The 19,014-nt window shown below is 73.0% G+C and carries 20 protein-coding genes; 11 read left to right on the top strand and 9 right to left on the bottom strand.

Annotated features, from left to right (window positions below; all coding sequences use genetic code 11):
- The first annotated feature begins 2 nt into the window (after nucleotides 1–2).
- Entirely contained in the window at nucleotides 3–908 is a 906-nt protein-coding gene (locus C7M71_RS13345; protein ID WP_111489228.1) for a GlxA family transcriptional regulator, read from the top strand.
- Between the two features lie 25 nt (nucleotides 909–933).
- Here C7M71_RS13345 and C7M71_RS13340 read toward each other — a convergent pair whose 3' ends face one another.
- Nucleotides 934–1,437, bottom strand: a complete 504-nt coding sequence (locus tag C7M71_RS13340) for a beta/alpha barrel domain-containing protein (RefSeq protein ID WP_111489263.1) — start codon at nucleotides 1,435–1,437, stop codon at nucleotides 934–936.
- A gap of 137 nt (nucleotides 1,438–1,574) precedes the next feature.
- Nucleotides 1,575–2,276 (bottom strand): alpha/beta fold hydrolase, encoded by a 702-nt coding sequence (locus tag C7M71_RS13330; RefSeq protein ID WP_111489227.1) that lies wholly within the window; start codon nucleotides 2,274–2,276, stop codon nucleotides 1,575–1,577.
- A gap of 90 nt (nucleotides 2,277–2,366) precedes the next feature.
- Here C7M71_RS13330 and C7M71_RS13325 point away from each other — a divergent pair, with 90 nt between their 5' ends.
- On the top strand, nucleotides 2,367–3,266 hold the full coding sequence (locus tag C7M71_RS13325; protein ID WP_111489226.1) for a class I SAM-dependent methyltransferase: 900 nt from the start codon (nucleotides 2,367–2,369) through the stop codon (nucleotides 3,264–3,266).
- Between the two features lie 464 nt (nucleotides 3,267–3,730).
- Here the strand turns inward: C7M71_RS13325 and rox are convergent, their stop codons facing one another.
- Nucleotides 3,731–5,158 (bottom strand): rifampin monooxygenase, encoded by a 1,428-nt coding sequence (rox, locus tag C7M71_RS13320; RefSeq protein WP_111489225.1) that lies wholly within the window; start codon nucleotides 5,156–5,158, stop codon nucleotides 3,731–3,733.
- A gap of 339 nt (nucleotides 5,159–5,497) precedes the next feature.
- Between rox and C7M71_RS13315 the strand changes: the two genes are divergently transcribed.
- From C7M71_RS13315 to C7M71_RS13305, 3 genes are all read left to right on the top strand, one after another.
- Nucleotides 5,498–6,067, top strand: a complete 570-nt coding sequence (locus C7M71_RS13315; RefSeq protein WP_111489224.1) for a helix-turn-helix domain-containing protein — start codon at nucleotides 5,498–5,500, stop codon at nucleotides 6,065–6,067.
- A gap of 36 nt (nucleotides 6,068–6,103) precedes the next feature.
- Entirely contained in the window at nucleotides 6,104–6,694 is a 591-nt protein-coding gene (locus C7M71_RS13310; protein ID WP_111489223.1) for a hypothetical protein, read from the top strand.
- A 158-nt stretch (nucleotides 6,695–6,852) separates the two neighbouring features.
- Nucleotides 6,853–7,176 carry a DUF2516 family protein gene (locus tag C7M71_RS13305; protein WP_111489222.1) on the top strand — a complete coding sequence of 108 codons (324 nt, stop codon included), beginning with the start codon at nucleotides 6,853–6,855 and terminating at the stop codon, nucleotides 7,174–7,176.
- A 112-nt stretch (nucleotides 7,177–7,288) separates the two neighbouring features.
- Here C7M71_RS13305 and C7M71_RS13300 read toward each other — a convergent pair whose 3' ends face one another.
- The gene (locus C7M71_RS13300; RefSeq protein WP_111489221.1) at nucleotides 7,289–8,674 is read right to left on the bottom strand and encodes a PP2C family protein-serine/threonine phosphatase; all 1,386 of its coding nucleotides are present in this window, start codon (nucleotides 8,672–8,674) and stop codon (nucleotides 7,289–7,291) included.
- Between the two features lie 215 nt (nucleotides 8,675–8,889).
- Here C7M71_RS13300 and C7M71_RS13295 point away from each other — a divergent pair, with 215 nt between their 5' ends.
- A complete protein-coding gene (locus C7M71_RS13295) occupies nucleotides 8,890–9,438 on the top strand; it encodes an O-acetyl-ADP-ribose deacetylase (protein ID WP_229758701.1) in 549 nt (182 codons plus the stop codon).
- A 140-nt stretch (nucleotides 9,439–9,578) separates the two neighbouring features.
- Here the strand turns inward: C7M71_RS13295 and C7M71_RS13290 are convergent, their stop codons facing one another.
- Nucleotides 9,579–10,304: a class I SAM-dependent methyltransferase gene (locus tag C7M71_RS13290; RefSeq protein ID WP_229759116.1), complete on the bottom strand. Its 726-nt coding sequence runs from the start codon at nucleotides 10,302–10,304 to the stop codon at nucleotides 9,579–9,581.
- Between the two features lie 359 nt (nucleotides 10,305–10,663).
- Between C7M71_RS13290 and mshA the strand changes: the two genes are divergently transcribed.
- Together mshA and C7M71_RS13280 are read left to right on the top strand one after the other, a co-directional pair.
- Nucleotides 10,664–12,100 (top strand): D-inositol-3-phosphate glycosyltransferase, encoded by a 1,437-nt coding sequence (gene mshA / locus C7M71_RS13285; RefSeq protein WP_229758700.1) that lies wholly within the window; start codon nucleotides 10,664–10,666, stop codon nucleotides 12,098–12,100.
- A gap of 9 nt (nucleotides 12,101–12,109) precedes the next feature.
- Nucleotides 12,110–12,637 (top strand): type III secretion system chaperone family protein, encoded by a 528-nt coding sequence (locus C7M71_RS13280; RefSeq protein ID WP_175607681.1) that lies wholly within the window; start codon nucleotides 12,110–12,112, stop codon nucleotides 12,635–12,637.
- Between the two features lie 4 nt (nucleotides 12,638–12,641).
- Here C7M71_RS13280 and C7M71_RS13275 read toward each other — a convergent pair whose 3' ends face one another.
- Complete coding sequence (locus tag C7M71_RS13275; protein WP_111489219.1) at nucleotides 12,642–14,000, bottom strand: MDR family MFS transporter; 1,359 nt, start codon at nucleotides 13,998–14,000, stop codon at nucleotides 12,642–12,644.
- Nucleotides 14,001–14,157: 157 nt separating this feature from the next.
- On the opposite strand from C7M71_RS13275, the gene C7M71_RS13270 reads away from it, so the two are divergent.
- A complete protein-coding gene (locus C7M71_RS13270) occupies nucleotides 14,158–14,916 on the top strand; it encodes a phosphoglyceromutase (RefSeq protein WP_111489259.1) in 759 nt (252 codons plus the stop codon).
- 60 nt (nucleotides 14,917–14,976) lie between these two features.
- On the opposite strand, the gene C7M71_RS31055 is transcribed toward C7M71_RS13270, so the two are convergent.
- Nucleotides 14,977–15,150: a hypothetical protein gene (locus C7M71_RS31055; RefSeq protein WP_175607680.1), complete on the bottom strand. Its 174-nt coding sequence runs from the start codon at nucleotides 15,148–15,150 to the stop codon at nucleotides 14,977–14,979.
- A 139-nt stretch (nucleotides 15,151–15,289) separates the two neighbouring features.
- Complete coding sequence (phoU, locus tag C7M71_RS13265; RefSeq protein ID WP_111489218.1) at nucleotides 15,290–15,955, bottom strand: phosphate signaling complex protein PhoU; 666 nt, start codon at nucleotides 15,953–15,955, stop codon at nucleotides 15,290–15,292.
- Nucleotides 15,956–16,184: 229 nt separating this feature from the next.
- Here phoU and C7M71_RS13260 point away from each other — a divergent pair, with 229 nt between their 5' ends.
- Together C7M71_RS13260 and C7M71_RS13255 are read left to right on the top strand one after the other, a co-directional pair.
- Nucleotides 16,185–17,543, top strand: coding sequence for a sensor histidine kinase (locus tag C7M71_RS13260; protein WP_111489217.1), 1,359 nt, complete (start codon nucleotides 16,185–16,187; stop codon nucleotides 17,541–17,543).
- The gene (locus C7M71_RS13255) at nucleotides 17,540–18,232 is read left to right on the top strand and encodes a response regulator transcription factor (protein ID WP_111489216.1); all 693 of its coding nucleotides are present in this window, start codon (nucleotides 17,540–17,542) and stop codon (nucleotides 18,230–18,232) included. Before C7M71_RS13260 ends, C7M71_RS13255 begins: the two co-directional genes overlap by 4 nt.
- Before the next feature lie 91 nt (nucleotides 18,233–18,323).
- Here C7M71_RS13255 and C7M71_RS13250 read toward each other — a convergent pair whose 3' ends face one another.
- Nucleotides 18,324–18,893 (bottom strand): copper chaperone PCu(A)C, encoded by a 570-nt coding sequence (locus C7M71_RS13250; protein ID WP_111489215.1) that lies wholly within the window; start codon nucleotides 18,891–18,893, stop codon nucleotides 18,324–18,326.
- Nucleotides 18,894–19,014 lie beyond the last annotated feature (121 nt).

The raw sequence follows: 19,014 nt of genomic DNA, 5'->3' as shown, positions 1-19,014 counted from the left end.
TCGTGACCCTCGTCGTCCTTCTGCTCGTCCCCGGCCTGCATCTGCTGGACCTCGCCGGGCCCGCCCAGGTGTTCTCCACCGCAGCGGACCTCGGCCTCGGCTACCGGCTGCACTACACGGCCGAGCAGGAGGACGTCCCCACCGCCCAGGGACTGCCGGTACGGGCCTCGCTCGACTGGCCCGAACTCACCCCCGACGACCTCCTCATCGTCCCCGGCTGGCGGGCCCCCACCCTGCACGGCCACGGCCCACTGGACCCCGCCACCCTGCGCCGCCTCACCGAGCACCATGCGGCGGGCGGCACCGTCGCCAGCGTCTGCGCCGGCGCCGACGCCCTCGGCCGGGCCGGACTGCTCGACGGGCGCCGCTGCACCACCCACCACCATGTGCAGGACGAACTCGCCCGCCGCCACCCCGCCGCCCATGTGGTCCGCGATGTGCTCTATGTCGAGGACGACCGCGTCATCACCTCCGCCGGCATCGCCAGCGGCATCGACCTGGCCCTCCATCTGATCGCCGTACGGCACGGACCCGGCGCCGCCGCCCGCATCGCCCGGGCCATGGTGGTCTACGCCCGCCGCAACGGCGACGAGCAGCAGGCCAGCGCCATGCTCCGGCACCGCGCCCACCTCAGCGACGCCGTCCACCGCGTCCAGGACCTCATCGACACCCGGTTCGCCGACCGCCTCTCCCTCGCCGACCTGGCCGCCGCCGCCGGCGTCAGCGAACGCACCCTCACCCGGCGCTTCACCGACGCCACCGGGCTGACCCCGCTCCGCTACCAGCAACTGCTGCGCACCGAGCGCGCCGACCACCTCATCGGCCGGGGCGCCACCGTCGAGGCCGCCGCCCGCGCGGTCGGCTTCCAGGACGCCCGCATGCTGCGCCGCCTTCGCGCCCGCAACTGACCCGACACCCCGGCCGGGCGCGGCACTACGAGCAGGACGACTGGTCCCGGGCGGCTGCCGCCTCTCCGACGCCCTGCGCCGCGCTGTCCCGCCAGCCGCTCACGGGGTAGTCGACATAGCCGCCGGCCGCACCGGTGTAGTACGTGGCGGGGTCCCCGGTGGCCAGGTCGCGGCCCAGGGCGAATCGGCTGACCAGGTCGGGGTTGGCGATGAAGTGGGTGGCGGACGACACGGCGTCGGCGGTGCCCGCCTCGATGACGGCGTTCCCGGACTCGCGGTCGAAGCCGTGGTTCGCGATCAGCGGGCCGTCGAAGCGCCGCCGATAGCGGGCGATGGCGTCGAAGTCGGGGGTGCCGCCCGGTGAGGCGGGTGCCGGGCCGCGCAGGTGCAGATAGGCCACGGGGTGGCCGTTGAGCTCCGCCATGAGTGCGTCGTAGTCGGCCAACGTCCGATCGTCGGCGGTGAAGCGCTGCGGTTCGCGGCACCGGCGCTGGTGGACGGGGCCGTGGAAGTGGTCGTGGCCCCGCATGGACGGTTGCTTCTCGCCCTCACCTTCACCATCGAGGGCGAGCTGATCGCCGGGTACGAGGTGATCGCCGACCCCGCCCGCCTGCACCGGCTCGACCTCGCCGTCCTCGACCACTGACCGCCCCGACCCTCCCGGGCTCAGGACTGCGTGGCTGACCGGTGCAAGATCCGTGCCAGCTCACCTGGCCGGGAGAACATCGGCCAGTGGCCGGTGTCCATCTCGACCAGCCGCCAGTGCTCGTTGGTCAGCAGCTCGGCCACATCGGCGCTCGGCTCGGGGCCGTCGAGCAGGCACTTGACGTAGGTCGCCGGAAGCCCGCCGAGCGGGCGGGTCAGCACGGCCGGCTCGGTCAGCGTGGCACCCGGGTGCGGCGTCGAGCCGCCCACGATCCGTGCGATCTGCTCGCCGGTGAGGCCCTGGCCGTCGTAGTCGGCTGCGGTGAGCGGCGCCCAGAAGCCGCCGTTCTCCGCGATCGAAGCCTCCAGCGCCGCCGGGCCCTGCCACCAGGCGGAGGCGAACGACTCGCCGTCGGCCGGGACATTGGAGTCGACGAAGACCACGCGGGCCAGCCGGTCGCCGATCCGCTCGGCAGCCTGGCCGACCGGGATGCCCGAGTAGCTGTGCCCGACGAGGACGACCTCACGGAGATCGCGGCGTTCCACCTCCTCCACGATGTCCCGGACATGGGTCTGCTGCCCCGCCGGTACGCCCCGTCTGTCGCCGAGGCCGGACAGCGTCACCGGATGGGCACCATGCCCGGCCGCACGCAACTCCGGCACCACCTCGTCCCACGCCCACGACCCAAGCCACGCGCCCGCGACCAGTACGAATTCCGGCATGGCGGCAACGTAGCGCGCCGGTCCGACAATGAGCCGTGGAGCCATCGCTGCGAGGGGCATGCGATGCGCGGAAGAAAGGCGGTAGCCGGTATGCCCGAGGGCTGGGAGTGGGACGACACGCTGTTTCTGGGCTCGGCTCCCTACTACCGACGGGGGCGGCTCCCCTACGCACCCGGACTCGCGGAGGTACTCGCCGAGGCCCTGGCGCTCGACGGCCGGGGACGTCTGATCGATGTGGGCTGCGGGCCCGGCATCCTCGCTCTGGGCTTGGCGCACCTGTTCAGCGAGATCGTCGGCGTGGACCCGGACAGCGGGATGCTCGCCGAAGCCGGCCACCGGGCCGAAGAGGCAGGCGTGACCCGGAAGACGAGGTGGGTCCGGCTCCGCGCCGAGGAACTGCCCGCAGGTCTCGGGACGTTCACCGTCGCGACCTTCGGCCAGTCCTTCCACTGGATGGACCGCGATCTGGTGGCGGCAACCGTCAAGGACATGCTCCGGCCGGCGGGTGCCCTGGTACACATCTCGGACCTGAAGACGGAGACGCGAGACGTCGCCGATCTCCCGCATCCGGCGGTTCCCTATGCCGCCATCCAGGATCTGGTCCGGCAGTACCTGGGACCGGTCCGACGAGCAGGCCGCGGGGTCCTGCCGAACGGAACGCCGGGCGGCGAGGCCGCTGTACTCGGCCGGGCAGGCTTTGCGGGCCCGCAGCGGTATGTCGTCCCCGGGGGCCGGCCGCTGGAACGCACCTGCGGTGACGTGGTGGCGTGGGTGTTCTCCACCTCCTCCTCTGCGCCACACCTCTTCGGCAGGCGACGCGGCGACTTCGAGGCAGACCTCGGACACCTACTGCGGGAGACCTCGCCCTCGGGCCGCTTCTCCGAACGCCAGCCGAGCACCGAGGTCTTCGTCTGGCGCAAGCCTCCCGCACCGACCGGCAATCCACCCCGTGGTCCGCTCCCCGAAGAGGTCAACAGCCCTCCCTGGTAGCCCGGAGACTGACAGCCCTGGCTTTCGCGCTGTGGACCGACCACGAGCTTTTCAGCGCTGGAATTCGGTGGCGCCCGGGGCCGAGGTGTCCGGTACGTCGGGGTGGTAGCCGGCCAGGACCGCCATCGCCGTGCCGACTTCCTCCGGCGACATCCGGCCGGAGAGGGAAAGGCGCGCGGGGCGGCGATGGGCCACAGTGCGAAGTCCACAGCGTCGTAGGTCTCCACGACAGCGTCCATGATGCGGAATCGGCTGCCGCTCATTTGCTCTGCACGCAGCGGCACTTGCGCGCTTGCGCATCGGAGGCGTGTGACGAGGGTCGGCCGGGTGGTCGGGGGCGGTGTCAGTGGTGTCCGCTTGGATGCGCCGTATGACTGTTCACGATGTCGCCGGGATGCTGCCCACGTCAGGCGCGACCAGCCTGGCCGTCTCGTGGTTCGGCACCGGACCGCGCCGAACCCGGCTCAGCTGACGGGAGCGCCGAACCAGTTGGGCAGTCGGCTGAGCAGAGCCTGCTGATCTTCACCGACCCACGCCACATGGCCGTCCGGCCGCAGCAGCGCTGCGGGCACGTCCAGTTCCTCGCTGACGTCGACCACGTGGTCGACCCGATCCGCCCAGCCCTCCACCGAGAGCCGGCCGGTCTGGTCGAGCAGCAGCCCGCGACCGCCGTGCATCAGCCCGTAGAGGCGACCCTGCTTCAGCCCCACGTCCCGCATCCGCCGGCCGAGCAGTTCATGCCCCTCGCCGAAGTCGTAGCGGACCCCGATCGCCGTGAGCTTCTCGATCAGGTACCGGTTGACCTCCTCGAAGTCCATCAGTTCCGACACCAGCCGGCGCACCGACCGGGGACCCGGCTCGGGGGACAGCAGCAGCATCTGCGCGCGGGTGTTGTCCAGTACGTCGGCGGCCACCGGGTGCCGTTCGGCGTGGTAGCTGTCCAGCAGCCCCTCCGGTGCCCAGCCGTTGACCTCGGCGGCCAGTTTCCAGCCGAGGTTGAACGCGTCCTGGACACCGAGGTTGAGCCCCTGCCCGCCGGTCGGCGGGTGGATGTGCGCCGCGTCTCCGGCCAGCAGGACCCGGCCGGTCCGGTAGCGCTCGGCCAGCCGGGTGGCGTCGCCGAAGCGGGAGAGCCAGCGTGGTGAGTGCGCGCCGAAGTCGGTGCCGGCGAACGCCCGCAGCCGCTGCTTGAGCTCCTCCAGGGTCGGCGGGACCGCGCGGTCCTCGGCCACCCCTTCGGCGGGCACGATGAGGCGGTACACCCCTTCACCTCGCGGCATGGCGCCGAACCGCAGATGGGTCTTGCGGACTTCGGCGATGACGGCGTTGAGCGTCTCCGGCGGCACGGCCACCTCCACCTCGCCCAGCAGTGTCTCGACCCTGGCGGGCTCACCGGGGAAGCCGACGCCGAGCAGCTTGCGCACCGTGCTGCGGCCGCCGTCGCAGCCGACGAGGTAGCGCGAGCGCAGCCGGGTGCCGTCGGCCAGCTCGGCGGTCACCCCGGTTTCGTCCTGGCTCAGCCCGACCAGTTCGCAGCCGCGCCGGATCTCGGCACCGAGCTCGGTGGCGTGCTCGGTCAGCAGGCGCTCGGTGACGGTCTGCGGGATGGCCAGGACGTACGAATGCGCCGTGTCCAGCCGGTCAGGCCACGACTTGCCGATACCGGCGAAGAAACCGCCGACCGCGAACTGCCGGCCGAGCGGAAGGAACCGCTCCAGCAGACCCCGCTGGTCCATCACCTCGACGCTGCGCGCATGCAGGCCGAGCGCGCGGGACTGCCCGGTCGGCTCCGCCTCCTTCTCCAGCACCAGCGCGTGCACGCCGTGCAGCCGCAACTCGCCGGCCAGCATCAAGCCGGTCGGTCCGCCGCCGACCACGATCACGTCAATCATGAAAACCCCCCATTCAACAACGCTGCATGCCGGCCGGCCGCTCCGCGAGTAATCCATATGCCGACAACAACGCACGTACTTCGCAAATCCGTTATTTCCGCAGGTTCTGGCCTTGGCCGACCATTCTGCGGCACGGCCGGGGCCTTGCCGCAAGCCCCCCGGTGCGCTATACGTTGAGAGTGGCAAGGAGTGGGTGACCTCCTTGCCTTTGTCTTTTGCCGTCCGTCGCGAACGGATGAGTTCGCCGCCGCGCCGCGTGAGCGCCCAAGGTCCGGGTGTCGCGACACACTTGCAAGCAGTGTGCTTGCAATAGTTAGCACTCGGGTGCACGATGGAGCCATGGCCTCACTGAACGTTGGCTCCCTGGGCGAGTACATCCGCGAGCAGCGGCGGAACGCCCAGTACTCGCTGCGCCAGCTTGCCGAGGCCGCAGGCGTGTCCAACCCGTATCTCAGCCAGATCGAGCGCGGGCTGCGCAAGCCGAGCGCGGAGATCCTTCAGCAGATCGCCAGGGCGCTGCGGATCTCGGCGGAGACCCTGTATGTGCAGGCCGGCATCCTCGATGAGCGGCAGGAGGCGGGTCTGGAGCTGCGAGCCGGGATTCTGGCCGATCCGCTGATCAACGAGCGGCAGAAGCAGGTCCTGCTCGCGATATATGACTCCTTCCTCAAGGAGAACGCTGCGGCGGCGCCGGATGGGCCGGCGGCCGCCGGGGCGGTGGAGAAGGCGATAGCGACGGCCAAGGCCGTCGGTGCCAGGGCCGCGCAGATGCGGGTCCCCGGGATGGGGACCGCCAAGGACGGGTCGTGGCACGGGCAGGACGAGGCGCAGGACCGGAACCAGGACCAGGCGCCGGACCAGGCGCAGGATCAGGGCCCCGACGGGGCCGTGCAGACCACGGGCGACTGAGCGGTCGCCGCCGACGACGCAAGGGGAGGACCCCTCATGCCGATCACCGACGAACTGAAGAAGACCCTGACCGACCCCACCCCGCTCTACGCCCTCGCGGGCGCCGGCGACCTGGCGTACGAGAAGCTGCGCGAGGTCCCCGGGAAGGTCGAGGAGATCACCGCGGACCGCAAGGCCGCGCAGGAGAAGGCCGCCGCCCGGTTCCAGGAGGCCCAGGCCCGGCTGGTCGAGGCGCAGGCGAAGGTGACCGAGACGGTGACCACGCTGCCGACCGACCTCAAGGTGCTGCAGGAGCGGGCGCAGGGCTTTGCACTCCAGCAGGTGGGCCGGGCCGCGGAGTTCGCGGTCAAGGCCAAGGAGGTCTACGACGAGCTGGCCGAGCGCGGCAAGGTCGTCGTCGACCGGAGCCGCAAGGAGACGGCCAAGCAGATCGAGGAGAAGGGCGCGGCCTTCGAGTCCCGGGCGTCCGCCGCCGCCGACGAGGCTGCGGTCAAGGTCGCCGACGCGGCGGACGGGGTCGCCGAGGCCGTCGCACCGGCCGACGAGTCCGGTGCGGAGAGGCCCGGGTCGGCCAAGCCGCGCGGCACGGCCCGCAAGTCGGCGACGTCCAAGGAGTCGGCGAGCTGATTCCGGGCACTTCGGGCGGGGCCGGGCCGTTCCTCACGCAGCGGGCCGGTCCCGTGCCACGATGAAGGCCCGCAGTCGGATACAGCAAGTCGGATACAGCAAGTCGGACACAGCAGTCGGATGCAGAGGAGGAGGCCACGGTGGGAGCCAGTGCCGTCATGTCCCTGGAGTGGCTCAACCCGATGTGGTGGCTGGTCACCGCGATCATCGTCTTCAAGATCGCGGCGCTCATCGACGCGGCGACCCGCCGGGAGGACGCCTACCGGGCGGCCGACAAGAAGACCAAGCCCTTCTGGCTGCTGGTACTGGGTCTCGCGGTGGTGCTGGATCTGCTCTTCACCACCAGCATCTTCGGCATCTTCGTGCTGGCCGGGCTGGTCGCCGCCATCGTCTACATGGTGGACGTACGGCCTGCGGTGAGGGAGATCGCCGGCGGTCGTGGCGGCAACCGCAACAACATGGGCCCGTATGGGCCCTGGTGATGCGGCCTGAAGTGGCCTGAGACGGCCTGACACGGCCTGACACCGCCCCCCGGAGCGCAGCGGCGGCCCCGGCACCCTCACCACGAGGGGCCGGGGCCGTCCGCATGCGCGGTCAGCCCGGCCGGGGGATGCGCTCCAGCAGCAGTACGGCGACATCGTCGGTGAGTGCCCCGCCGTTGAGGTCCTCCACCTCGGCGATGGCGGAGTCGATCAACTGCTGGTGTGCCACTCCGCCAGCCTGGTGGTCGGCGATCAGACCCAGCAGACCGTCCTGCCCCAGGCGGCGCGACCCGGCGCCGACCCGGCCCTCGATCAGGCCGTCGGTGTAGAGCAGCAGGCCCCACTCATCGCCCAGCCGCACCTTCACCGGGGGCCAGCTGTCCAGCCCGCCGCCGGCCGGGACCAGGCCCAGCGCGGGGCCGGGCTCGTCGGCGGGCAGCAGTTCGGGCTCGGCGTCCGGCCGCAGCAGCAGCGGGGCGGGGTGACCCGCGAGGTACAGCTCGCCGTCGCCGCCGTCGGGGGCGATGGCCATCATGCACAAGGTGGCGAAGATCTCGTCGCTGCGCCGCTCGTGCTCCAGCACCCGCTGGAGGGTGGAGAGCAGGGCCTCCCCGGTGAGGCCGGCGAAGACCAGGGTGCGCCACGCTATCCGCAGCGCGACGCCGAGCGCCGCCTCGTCGGGGCCGTGCCCGCAGACGTCGCCGATCACCACATGGACGGTGCCGTCGTCGGTGCGGACGGCGTCGTAGAAGTCGCCGCCGAGCAGTGCCCGGCGGCGGCCGGGCCGGTAGCGGCGGTGGAAGGCCAGCCCGGAGCCGTCCAGCAGCGGGGTGGGCAGCAGATGGCGTTGCAGGCGGGCGTTCTCCTGGCCGCGCAGTTCGGCTTCGACCAGCCGCCGCTGGGACTCGTCGGCCCGTTTGCGCTCCACGGCGTAGCGGATGGCGCGGGCCAGCAGCGGTCCGTCGGTCTCGTGCTTGATCAGGAAGTCCTGCGCGCCTGCGGCCACGGCGGCGGCGCCCAGGTGGGCGTCGGCGGCCCCGGTGAGGACCAGGACGGCGGTGTGCGGGGCGCTGCGCAGCAGGGCGTGCAGCCCGGCGAGCCCGCGGGCGTCGGGCACGGCGAGGTCGAGCAGCACGCAGGCGATGGCGTTGCCCGGCTCGGTGAGCTGCCGGGCGGCCTGCTCCAGCCCTCGGGCCCAGCGCAGCGCGAAGGGCTGGCCGGTGCCGGTGAGCTGCCTCTCGATGAGCCGGGCGTCACTCGCGTCGTTCTCCACGACCAGCAGCGGGATGGGGGCGGGCAGGGCGGCGTCCGAGGCGGACCCGTGTCGAGGCCGAGGTATGGGTGCCGAGACGGGTGCCTCCGAGCCGGGCTCCCGGGCTCCGCTGCGGGGCTGGGCCGGGCAAGGGCGGATCGCCACCGGGGCGGCGGGGGCCTCGGCGGTGCGGGCGCCGTCCGGGGGCGGGGCGCTGTGGTCGCGCTCGTCTCCGGTTGCGGGCATCAGTCGGTCCTCTCTGTCCCTGGCCGTGCAACGGCCGGGAGGGGTGTGCAGTGCCCGCCGGGCACCGTCCACCGGGAATCTTCCCGTGACCCTAACGTGATCTCCAGTCCGGCCTGCTCCGGGCCGGTGCGGCGCTCCGAGCGGCCGACCCCGCGATGACCGGCGCGGATAACCTGGACGGGGGGCGATGCGCCGTTCTGCGGAGAGGCCGACTGGTGACACGGATCACGCTGGTGCAGGGTGACATCACCGAGCAGCGAGTGGACGCGGTGGTGAACGCGGCCAACTCCGCCATGCTGGGCGGCGGGGGAGTGGACGGGGCGATACACCGCCGTGGTGGGCCTGAGGTCCTGGACGACTGCCGCCGGCTCAGGGCGTCCCGGTACGGCAGGGGACTGCCCACCGGGCAGGCGGTGGCCACCACGGCCGGCAGGCTGCCGGCCCGCTGGGTCATCCACACCGTCGGGCCGGTCCATCGGGCCGAGGTGGACAACTCGGCGCTGCTGGCCTCCTGCTACCGGGAGTCGCTGCGGGTGGCGGACGACCTGGGGGCGCGGACCGTCGCCTTCCCGGCGGTCTCCACCGGTATCTACGGCTGGCCGCTGGAGGACGCGGCGCGGATCGCGCTGGCCACGGTGGCGGGTGCGGGCGCCGCCGTCGCCGAGGCGCGCTTTGTGCTCTTCGACGGGACTGCGTTCGAGGCGTTCCAAGGCGTGCTGGACGGGCTTGAGGGTGGGGAAGGTTTCGGTGGGCCTGAGAGTTGAGCGGGTGTCAGGGAGTGGCGCGGGATCCCTGGGGGCCGTGCGCATGTTCCCATCGTGGCGTGCCGAGGCGCCGACACGCCAGCACTAATCGATAACTCGTTCGAGTGAATCGTCGAGCGCCACGACAGCCCCCGCCGCCGTCATGGCGCCACCGCCGCCCACTCCACCGTGACCTCGCCCAGCCGCCACCGGCTGCGCGGCCCGGTCAGCGGCCAACTCCCCGCCAGCGCCGCGCAGGCCGCCGCCCAGCGCTGCCGCGCCCCGAACGCCGCATACGGCGCCGCCGCAGCCCACGCCCGGTCGAAGTCCGCCAGGAAGGCATGCACCGGCTCCCCCGGCACATTGCGGTGGATCAGCGCCTTGGGCAGCCGCTCGGCCAGCTCCCCCGGCCGCTCCAGCCCCGCCAACCGCGCCGCGAAGGTCACCGTCCGAGGCCCCTCCGGACCCAGCGCCACCCACACATGCCGCCGCCCCACCTCGTCGCAGGTGCCCTCCACCAGCAGCCCGCCCGGGGCCAGCCGCCCGCACAGCCGCTCCCACACCGCCGCGACCTCCGCCTCCCCGTACTGCCGCAGCACATTGGCCGCCCGTACCAGCAGCGGCCGGGCGCCGCCCTCCAGCGGCAGCTCGAAGCCGCCGCGCCGGAAGGAGAGCCCGGGCGGCCGGGCGTACGGCAGGGCCGCCGCCACCCGGTCCGGCTCGATCTCGATCCCCACCACCCTGACGTCGGGCCGCACCGCCGACAGCCGGGCGTGCAGCTCCACCGCCGTCCACGGCGCCGCCCCGTAGCCGAGGTCCACCGCCGTCGGAGCACCGGGGGCGCGGCGCAGCGCCGGACCGAGCGTGGCGGCGATCCAGCGGTCCATCCTGCGCAGCCGGTTGGGGTTGGTGGTGCCACGGGTGACCGTGCCGACCGGGCGCACCGCCCGGCTGCGGGCGTGCGCGCGCGGGGCGGCGGGCGGCCTGCCGTCGGGGGAGAAGGGAGCCATGTCACGCAGCGTACGCGGGCTCCGCGAGGCCCGGCCCGGACACCGGCCCCGCCGCCGACCCGGCCACCGACTCGGACGCCGGCCCCGCCACCGACCCGATCACATTTCGGTCACGGGGAATCCGGAACCCCGCCTCCGTGGTTGTTGCACGGTTGGACGCGCCGCCGTCACCCCCGGGCGGCGCCGGCGGCGGTGGCAGGGCAGCAGCGGTCGGGGAGACAACAGGAGGACATCCGGTGAGCCAGCAGCCTGCGCGGCCGGTACGGCGCGGTCAGCAGCGCGCCCGACTCAACCCCTTCCAGAACCTCGCGTCCGGGCGGCGCCCCCGCCGCCCGCGCCGGGTGGCGATGCTCAGCGTCCACACCTCCCCGCTGCACCAACCGGGCACCGGCGACGCCGGCGGGATGAACGTCTACATCGTGGAGCTCTCCAAGCGCCTCGCCGAACTCGGCGTCGAGGTCGAGGTCTTCACCCGCACCACCTCCTCCGACCTGCCGCCCACCGTGGAACTCGCCCCCGGCGTGCTGGTGCGGCATGTCACCGCAGGCCCGTACGAAGGACTGGTCAAGGAGGACCTGTCCGCCCAGCTCTGCGCCTTCACCCACGGCGTGCTGCGCACCGAGGCCGGCCACCGGCCCGGCCACTACGACCTGGTGCACTCCCACTACTGGCTCTCCGGCCAGGTCGGCTGGCTGGCCGCCGACCGGTGGGGCGTGCCCCTGGTGCACACCATGCACACCATGGCCAAGGTGAAGAACGCCGCACTCGCCGAGGGCGACACGCCCGAGCCCGCGGCCCGGGTGATCGGCGAGACCCAGGTGGTCGATGCGGCCGACCGGCTGATCGCCAACACCGCGGACGAGGCCCAGGAACTGGCCCAGCACTACGGCGCCGGACCCGACCAGCTGGCCGTCGTCCACCCCGGCGTCAACCTGGAGGTCTTCCGCCCCGCCGGACCGCGCGACCAGGGCCGTGGCAGCCCGGCCGACGAGGCCGCCGTCCGGGCCGCCCGCGACGCCGCCCGCGACCGCCTGGGACTGCCCGCCGGGGCCACCGTGCTGCTCTTCGCCGGTCGAATACAGCCGCTCAAGGCCCCCGATGTACTGCTCCGCGCCGTGGCGGTGCTGCTGGAGCGGGACCCCACGCTCCGCGAGCGGCTGGTGGTCCCCGTGGTCGGCGGTCCCAGCGGCACCGGACTGGCCCGCCCCGAGAGCCTGCACAAGCTCGCCGCCCAGCTGGGCATCGGCGACATCGTCCGCTTCCACCCGCCGGTCGGCCAGGCCGAGCTGGTCCAGTGGTACCGGGCCGCCACCGCCCTGGTGATGCCCTCCCACAGCGAGTCCTTCGGCCTGGTCGCCCTGGAGGCCCAGGCCTGCGGCACACCGGTGGTCGCCGCCGCCGTCGGCGGGCTGCCGGTCGCGGTGCGCCACGGCGTCACCGGCTTCCTGGTGGACGGCCACGACCCGCACGACTGGGCCCGTACCCTCCAGCGCTTCCTGGACGATCCGGGGCTCGGGGACCGGCTCGGCCCGGCCGCCGCCCGGCACGCGGCCCGGTTCGGCTGGGGCGCCTCAGCCGCCGCCACCGCCGAGGTGTACGCCGACGCCATGGGCCGCCCCGGCAGCGACGCGGCCCGCGTCCCCTCCCGGCTCCGCAGGGCCTCCGCACGGTAGCGTCGACCCATGGCCACCAGCAGCGACACCGCCCTGGCGATCCTCCGCGCCGCCCTCGACGAGGCCGGGGTGGAGTGGGAGCCCAGCCCCGGCGACCCGCGCACGCTGGTCGCCACGCTGCCGGGCACCCGCAAGCTGTCCACCACCTGCGCCCTGCGGGTCGGCGACCACACCCTCTCGGTGAACGCCTTTGTGCTGCGCCGCCCCGACGAGAACCACGAGGCGGTGTACCGCTGGCTGCTGGAGCGCAACACCCGCCTCTACGGGGTCGCCTACGCCGTCGACCGGCTCGGCGACGTCTACCTGGTGGGCCGGCTGCCGCTCGCCGCAGTCACCCCGCAGGAGGTCGACCGGCTGCTCGGCACGGTGCTGGAGAACGCCGACGAGCCGTTCAACACCCTGCTGGAGCTGGGGTTCGCCTCCGCCATCCGGCGCGAGTGGGAGTGGCGTACCAAGCGCGGCGAGTCCACCCGCAACCTGGAAGCCTTCACCCACCTGGCCGCCCCCCTGGCCGCGCCCGCTCCGGACCAGGGCTGAGACCTCACGGCGCGGGCGCCTCGGCAGCCGCCGCCCTCGCGGGCTCCTCCGTCAGGGCCGGGGCGGGGGCGGGGGTCGGGGCGGGGGTCGGTGCTGGGACCGGGACCGCCGCCGGGACCGGGCGGCTGCGTACCAGCAGCGCGTAACCCACCGCCGCGACCGTGCCCAGCACCGCGCACGCCCCCCACACCGCGCCGCCGCCCGCCTGGTCCAGCAGGAACCCGCCCGCCGCCGGGGCCACAAAGGACGCCGCCGACCAGGAGAGCGAGTAGACCCCTTGATACCGGCCGCGCGCCTCGGTCGGCGACAGCTCCACCACCAGCGCCATGGTGGTCGGCGCCTGGATGATCTCGCCGACCGTCCACACCGCCACCGTCACCGCATAGAACGCCGCCGAGTGCGCAAAGGCGGTCAGCCCGAACCCCCAGCCGGTCAGCAGCGCGGCCGCGAAGAGCAGCGCCGCCCGGCTGCGCCCGGTCATCAGCCGGGTCACCGGGATCTGGAGCAGCACGATCAGCAGCCCGTTGAGGCCGATGACCAGGCCGTACTGGGTGGACGACAGCCCTGCCGCACCCATGTCCACGGCCAGCGTGGTGCTGCCCTGCTGGGCGATCAGGGCGACCAGGAAGGTGAGCCCCACCAGGGCCATGAACGGGCCGTCGGCCAGCACCCGGCCCAGGCCGACCCGCTGCGGCCGCGCGCCGCCCGCCGCCTTCTCCGCCTCGTCCGCTGCGACGGCGGGCTCAGGGGCAGCCTCGGGCCGGGTCTCGGGCACCTTGGCATAGACCACCAGCGCGCAGAGCAGGGTGGCTGCGGCATCGGCGATGAAGAGCACCAGATAGCCATGGGCGGCCACCAGCCCGGCCACCGCCGCCGAGACCCCGAAGCCGATGTTGATCGCCCAGTAGTTGAGCGAGAAGGCCCGCACCCGGTCCTGCGGCTTCACCACATCGGCCATGATCGCCGAGGTGGCGGGCCTGGAGGCGTTGCTGGTGAGGCCGAGCAGCAGGGCCGCCGCCGCAATCGCCACCTGGCCCTCGGCGAAGCCCAGCAGCAGGGTGCAGACGGCGGTGCCCAGTTGGGCCGCCAGCAGCGTCGGCCGGCGGCCGATCCGGTCCGCGAGCACCCCGCCGACCACCGCCGCCACCGCGCAGCCCAGCCCGTAGAGGGAGGCGACCAGCCCGGCGTAGGTGGCCGAGTAGCCCCGGCCGACGGTCAGATAGAGGGCGAGGAAGGTGACGACAAAGCCGCCCAGCCGGTTGACCAGCGTGCTGGTCCACAGCCACCAGAAGCTGGCGGGCAGGCCGCCGGCCGTCTCGGCCACCGCCCTGCGCAGTCCGGAGGGGGCGGGTGCGGCGGGCATGGGGCGGCTCCGGAGCAGCGGGCGGGACGGAGGGGGACGCGCTCAGCGCGACAGGGTGCACCGTCCACCGGAGAAGTAAGCGGCACATCCAGCATGCGCAGCTTACATACCGGCCCTTGCCTACGGCCACCCGATATCCCTCGATTAGGCTGTGACCATGGCTGACTCCCCGTACCGACTCGTGCTGCTCCGCCACGGCGAGAGCGAGTGGAACCAGAAGAACCTCTTCACCGGTTGGGTCGACGTCGACCTCAACGAGAAGGGCGAGAGGGAGGCCGCGCGCGGCGGCGAGCTGCTCACCGCCGAGGGCCTGCTGCCCGACGTGCTGCACACCTCCCTGCTGCGCCGTGCCATCCGTACCGCCCAGATCGCCCTGGACAAGGCCGACCGCCACTGGATCCCGGTCCGCCGCAGCTGGCGCCTGAACGAGCGTCACTACGGCGCCCTCCAGGGCAAGGACAAGGCGCAGACCCTGGCCGAGTTCGGCGAGGAGCAGTTCCAGCTCTGGCGCCGCTCGTACGACACCCCGCCGCCGGTGCTCGACGACGGAGCCGAGTTCTCCCAGGCCGCGGACCCGCGCTACGCGGAGATCCCCAGCGAGGTGCGCCCGCGCACGGAGTGCCTCAAGGACGTCGTGGTGCGCATGCTGCCCTACTGGTACGACGCGATCGTGCCGGACCTGGCCGACGGCCGCACCGTGCTGGTCACCGCGCACGGCAACAGCCTGCGCGCGCTGGTGAAGCACCTCGACGGCATCTCCGACGAGGCCATCGCCGGCCTGAACATCCCCACCGGCATCCCGCTCCTCTATGAGCTCGACGCCGACTTCAAGCCGCTCACCCCCGGTGGCCGCTACCTCGACCCGGACGCGGCCAAGGCCGCCATCGAGGCCGTGAAGAACCAGGGCAAGAAGTAACGCCCGGCAGCACACCTGCGGCCCGGCCGACCCGCGAGGGGAGGTCGGGCCGCACACATGTCAGCCGCAGCCGCCGCCGCAGCGGCAGGCGCCGCCCGACTTGCAGCCGCAGCTGCAACCCGCCCCGCAGCCGCACGCGGCGACGATCGGCAGCGGGATGCCGGAGCGGTGGGACGCGGGCGGCTCGACCGGCGTGCTTCCCGTGGACGTGGGGGAGGTGGGGGCTTCCTTCATGGTGCGGATCCTCCTAGTGAGGCCATGCGTGAGGCCATGCCTGATCACCCAGTGAAACCGGTACCCATACAGAGCGTCAACGGGCGCGTGGGGGCGGGACGCCCGCAGGTCATGCATCCACCGCCCCCACGCGCGGGGTTTAGCGCGTCTCCGGGACGAACTCGTCCGCGTGCTCGCCCGTCACCAGGAAGACCACGCGCTTGGCCACCGAGACCGCATGGTCGGCGAACCGCTCGTAGTAGCGCCCGCAGAGCGTGACATCCACCGCCGTCTCGATGCCGTGGTGCCAGCGGTCGTCCAACAGATGGGAGAAGAGCTCCCGGTGCAGCTGGTCCATCTCGTCGTCGTCGCGCTCCAGCTCCAGCGCCGCGTCCACGTCCTTGGTGGCGATCACCAGCCCGGCCTTGGCCACCAGCCGCTGCGCCAGCTGCCCCATCTCCAGGATGGTGCTGTGCAGGTCGCGGGGGACGGCGGAGTCCGGGTAGCGCAGCCGGGCCAGCTTGGCGACATGGCGGGCCAGATCGCCGGAGCGCTCCAGGTCGGCGCTCATCCGCAGCGAGGTGACCACGATCCGCAGATCGGTGGCGACGGGCTGCTGCCGGGCGAGCAGGTCGATGGCCCGGTTCTCCAGTTCGTGGTGGAGGGCGTCCACCTTCTCGTCGGCGGCGATCACGCTCTCGGCCAGCGCCAGGTCGGCGTCGAGCAGCGCCGTGGTGGCCCGGCCCATGGCGGAGCCGACCAGGCGGGCCATCTCGACCAGGCCGTCGCCGATCGCGTCGAGCTCCTCGTGGTACGCGTCGCGCATTGTCGTCCTCCCGGCTGCCGCCCCGGATACGGGGGCGGACGAAGCAGTGGTGTCGCAGTGTCGGTGGTGTCGCAGTGTCGGTGCCACCCAGCGTGCGCCGCCCGGGCGACCCCGCACCGGTCACGGAGTGAACCGGCGGCAAGCTGAAGGTGAATTCTCGGCAACCAGTCACCGATCGGGGCGTCTTCGCCTTGGGGCAGGTCAACGCGGTGCGCTTACGCTGGGCGGCATGGACCTGAACGTGGCTGCCGCCGCCTGCGCGATGGCCGGGCTCGGCGTCGGCCTCACGGCTGCGCTCGCCTTCCGGTGGAGCGAGCGTGAGCAGGCCCGCAGCCGGGCCGGGGCAACCCCCCATGAGTCGCCGCTGCCGCCCGGCGTGGACACCGTGCTCTCGGTGCTGCGCTCCTGCGCGATCGTGCTCGGCGACGGGGACGAGGTGGTCAAGGCATCCTCCTCCGCGTACGCCATGGGCCTGGTGCGCGGCGGCCGGGTGGTGGTCGACGAGATGCTTCAGCTGGCCCGCTCCACCCGCCGGGACGGCGAGATCCGCCAGGTCGACCTGGACCTGCCCAAACCCGGGCTCACCCGGGTCGGCGGCGATCCCTTCGCGGTCTCCGTACGGGTCGCCCCGCTCGGCTCCCGGCTGGTCCTGGTCCTGGTCGACGACCTCACCGAGGCCCGCCGGATCGAGGCGGTCCGCCGCGACTTCGTCGCCAATGTCAGCCATGAGCTCAAGACCCCGGTCGGTGCCCTCTCGCTGCTCTCCGAGGCGGTGCTGGACGCCAGCGACGACCCCGAGGCGGTACGCCGCTTCGCGGGCCGGATGCAGATCGAGTCCACCCGGCTGACCAGCCTGGTCCAGGAGATCATCGACCTCTCCCGGGTCCAGGACGACCGGCAGCTGCCCGACCCCGAGCCGGTCTCGGTGGACGAGCTGGTCGCCGAGGCGATGGACCGCTCCCGGCACCAGGCCGCGGCCAAGCAGATCACCATGGCGGCGGGCGGCACCACCGGCCTCTACCTGGACGGCAACCGCGGCCAGCTGGCCGCCGCGCTGGGCAACCTGGTGGAGAACGCCGTCAACTACAGCACCCCCCGCACCCGGGTGGCGATTGCCGCCCGGACCGTCGCCGGGGTGGACGACAAGGGCTACGCCGACGGCTCGGTGCTGGTCGAGATCTCGGTCAGCGACCAGGGGATCGGCATCTCCGAGAAGGACCGCGAGCGCGTCTTCGAGCGGTTCTACCGGGTCGACCCCGCCCGCTCCCGGGCGACCGGGGGCACCGGGCTGGGGCTCTCCATCGTCAAGCATGTGGCCGCCTCGCACGGCGGCACCGTCTCGGTCTGGAGCGTGGAGGGCCAGGGGTCCACCTTCACCCTGCGGCTGCCCGTCGGAGACCCGCCCGCCGGCGCCCCCCAGGCCCTCGAAGCCCACCAGGCGCACCAGGCCCACCAGGCCCCGCAGGCCCACCCGGCCCCGCAGGCCCCCGACACCCGCCCAGCCCCCGAACCGTCCCGTCCCCCGGGCTCCCTCCCCGTGCAGGAGCCCACAGCCGCATCCCTACCTGCCCCGGAGGTCCTTCCGTGACCAGAGTGCTCGTCGTCGAGGACGAGGAATCGTTCAGCGACGCACTGTCCTACATGCTCCGCAAGGAGGGGTTCGAGGTCGCCGTGGCGGCCACCGGCCCCGACGCCCTGGAGCAGTTCGAGCGCAATGGCGCGGATCTCGTCCTGCTGGACCTGATGCTGCCCGGCCTGCCCGGCACCGAGGTCTGCCGGCAGCTGCGCACCCGCTCCAGCGTCCCCGTGATCATGGTGACGGCCAAGGACAGCGAGATAGACAAGGTGGTCGGCCTGGAGATAGGGGCGGACGACTATGTCACCAAGCCGTACTCCACCCGCGAACTGGTCGCCCGCATCCGCGCGGTGCTGCGCCGGCGCGGCGAGGAGGGCGGCTCGGCTGCCCCCGGCGGTCCCGGGGCGCTGGAGGCCGGGCCGGTCCGGATGGACGTGGACCGGCATGTGGTGACCGTGGACGGCTCCAAGGTCGACCTGCCGCTCAAGGAGTTCGACCTGCTGGAGATGCTGCTGCGCAACGCCGGCCGGGTGCTCACCCGGATGCAGCTGATCGACCGGGTCTGGGGCGCCGACTACGTGGGCGACACCAAGACGCTGGACGTCCATGTCAAGCGGCTGCGGGCCAAGATCGAGCCGGACCCGGGTGCCCCGCGCTACCTGGTGACGGTGCGCGGGCTGGGCTACAAGTTCGAGCCGTGACCGGGCCGGTGGGACGCCCCGCCTGTTCGTACCGGCGCCCCCGGAAGCAGCGGATGCTTCCGGGGGCGCCGCGCGTTCGCTGCCTCGGCCGTCAGCTGCCGGACGGGCTGGCGGAGGCAGCCGGGGCGGTGGGGCTCGCCGACGCGGTCGGGGCGAAGGACGCGTACTCCCCCGTGCCGGAGACCACGGCGGCCTCGGCGCTGACCGTGCCCGCCGTGTCGAAGTCGAATGTCACCGGCGAGTAGCCGCCCTGCTGGACCTTGGCGTCCGCGACGTGCACGGTGGGCTGCCCCGGGCCGCCGAGCAGCACCGAGCCACCGGCCGGGACGCTGATCTCCCCCACCCGGCTCCCGTCGGCACCGGTGAATTCGGCGGTGGCGGCGCCGCCCACGGTCACCGACCTGAGGATCTGCGCGGTCGGGCCGGTGTTGCTGATGTTGACGCTGACGGCCGCCGGCCGGGTCTCGCTCTCGGTCGAGCCGTCACCGGGCTCGGTGACCAGCAGAATGTTGTTGAGCTGGAGGTTGTTCCCGAGGGAGGTCGCCGCGTGGTCCGGCTTGACCTGGAGCGACGCCGCGTCGGTGCCTGCGGCGCAGGCGGACAGCGGAACGATCGCGAGGACGAGGGCGGCGATGGCGCCGCGTCGAAGGCTGCGGCTCACGGCGGCGGCTTCTCCTTGGACGTGTGCAAGCAGGGCAGGACGGGCCTTAGGTTACCGATCCCCATCTTCCGCCAGACACGGGGTGGCCCCGTGTCGCGTCACGGTGCCACCCGCGTCGGGC

The organism is Peterkaempfera bronchialis, assembly GCF_003258605.2.
GTDB lineage: Bacteria > Actinomycetota > Actinomycetes > Streptomycetales > Streptomycetaceae > Peterkaempfera > Peterkaempfera bronchialis.
This window is presented reverse-complemented; position numbering and strand designations above follow the sequence as displayed.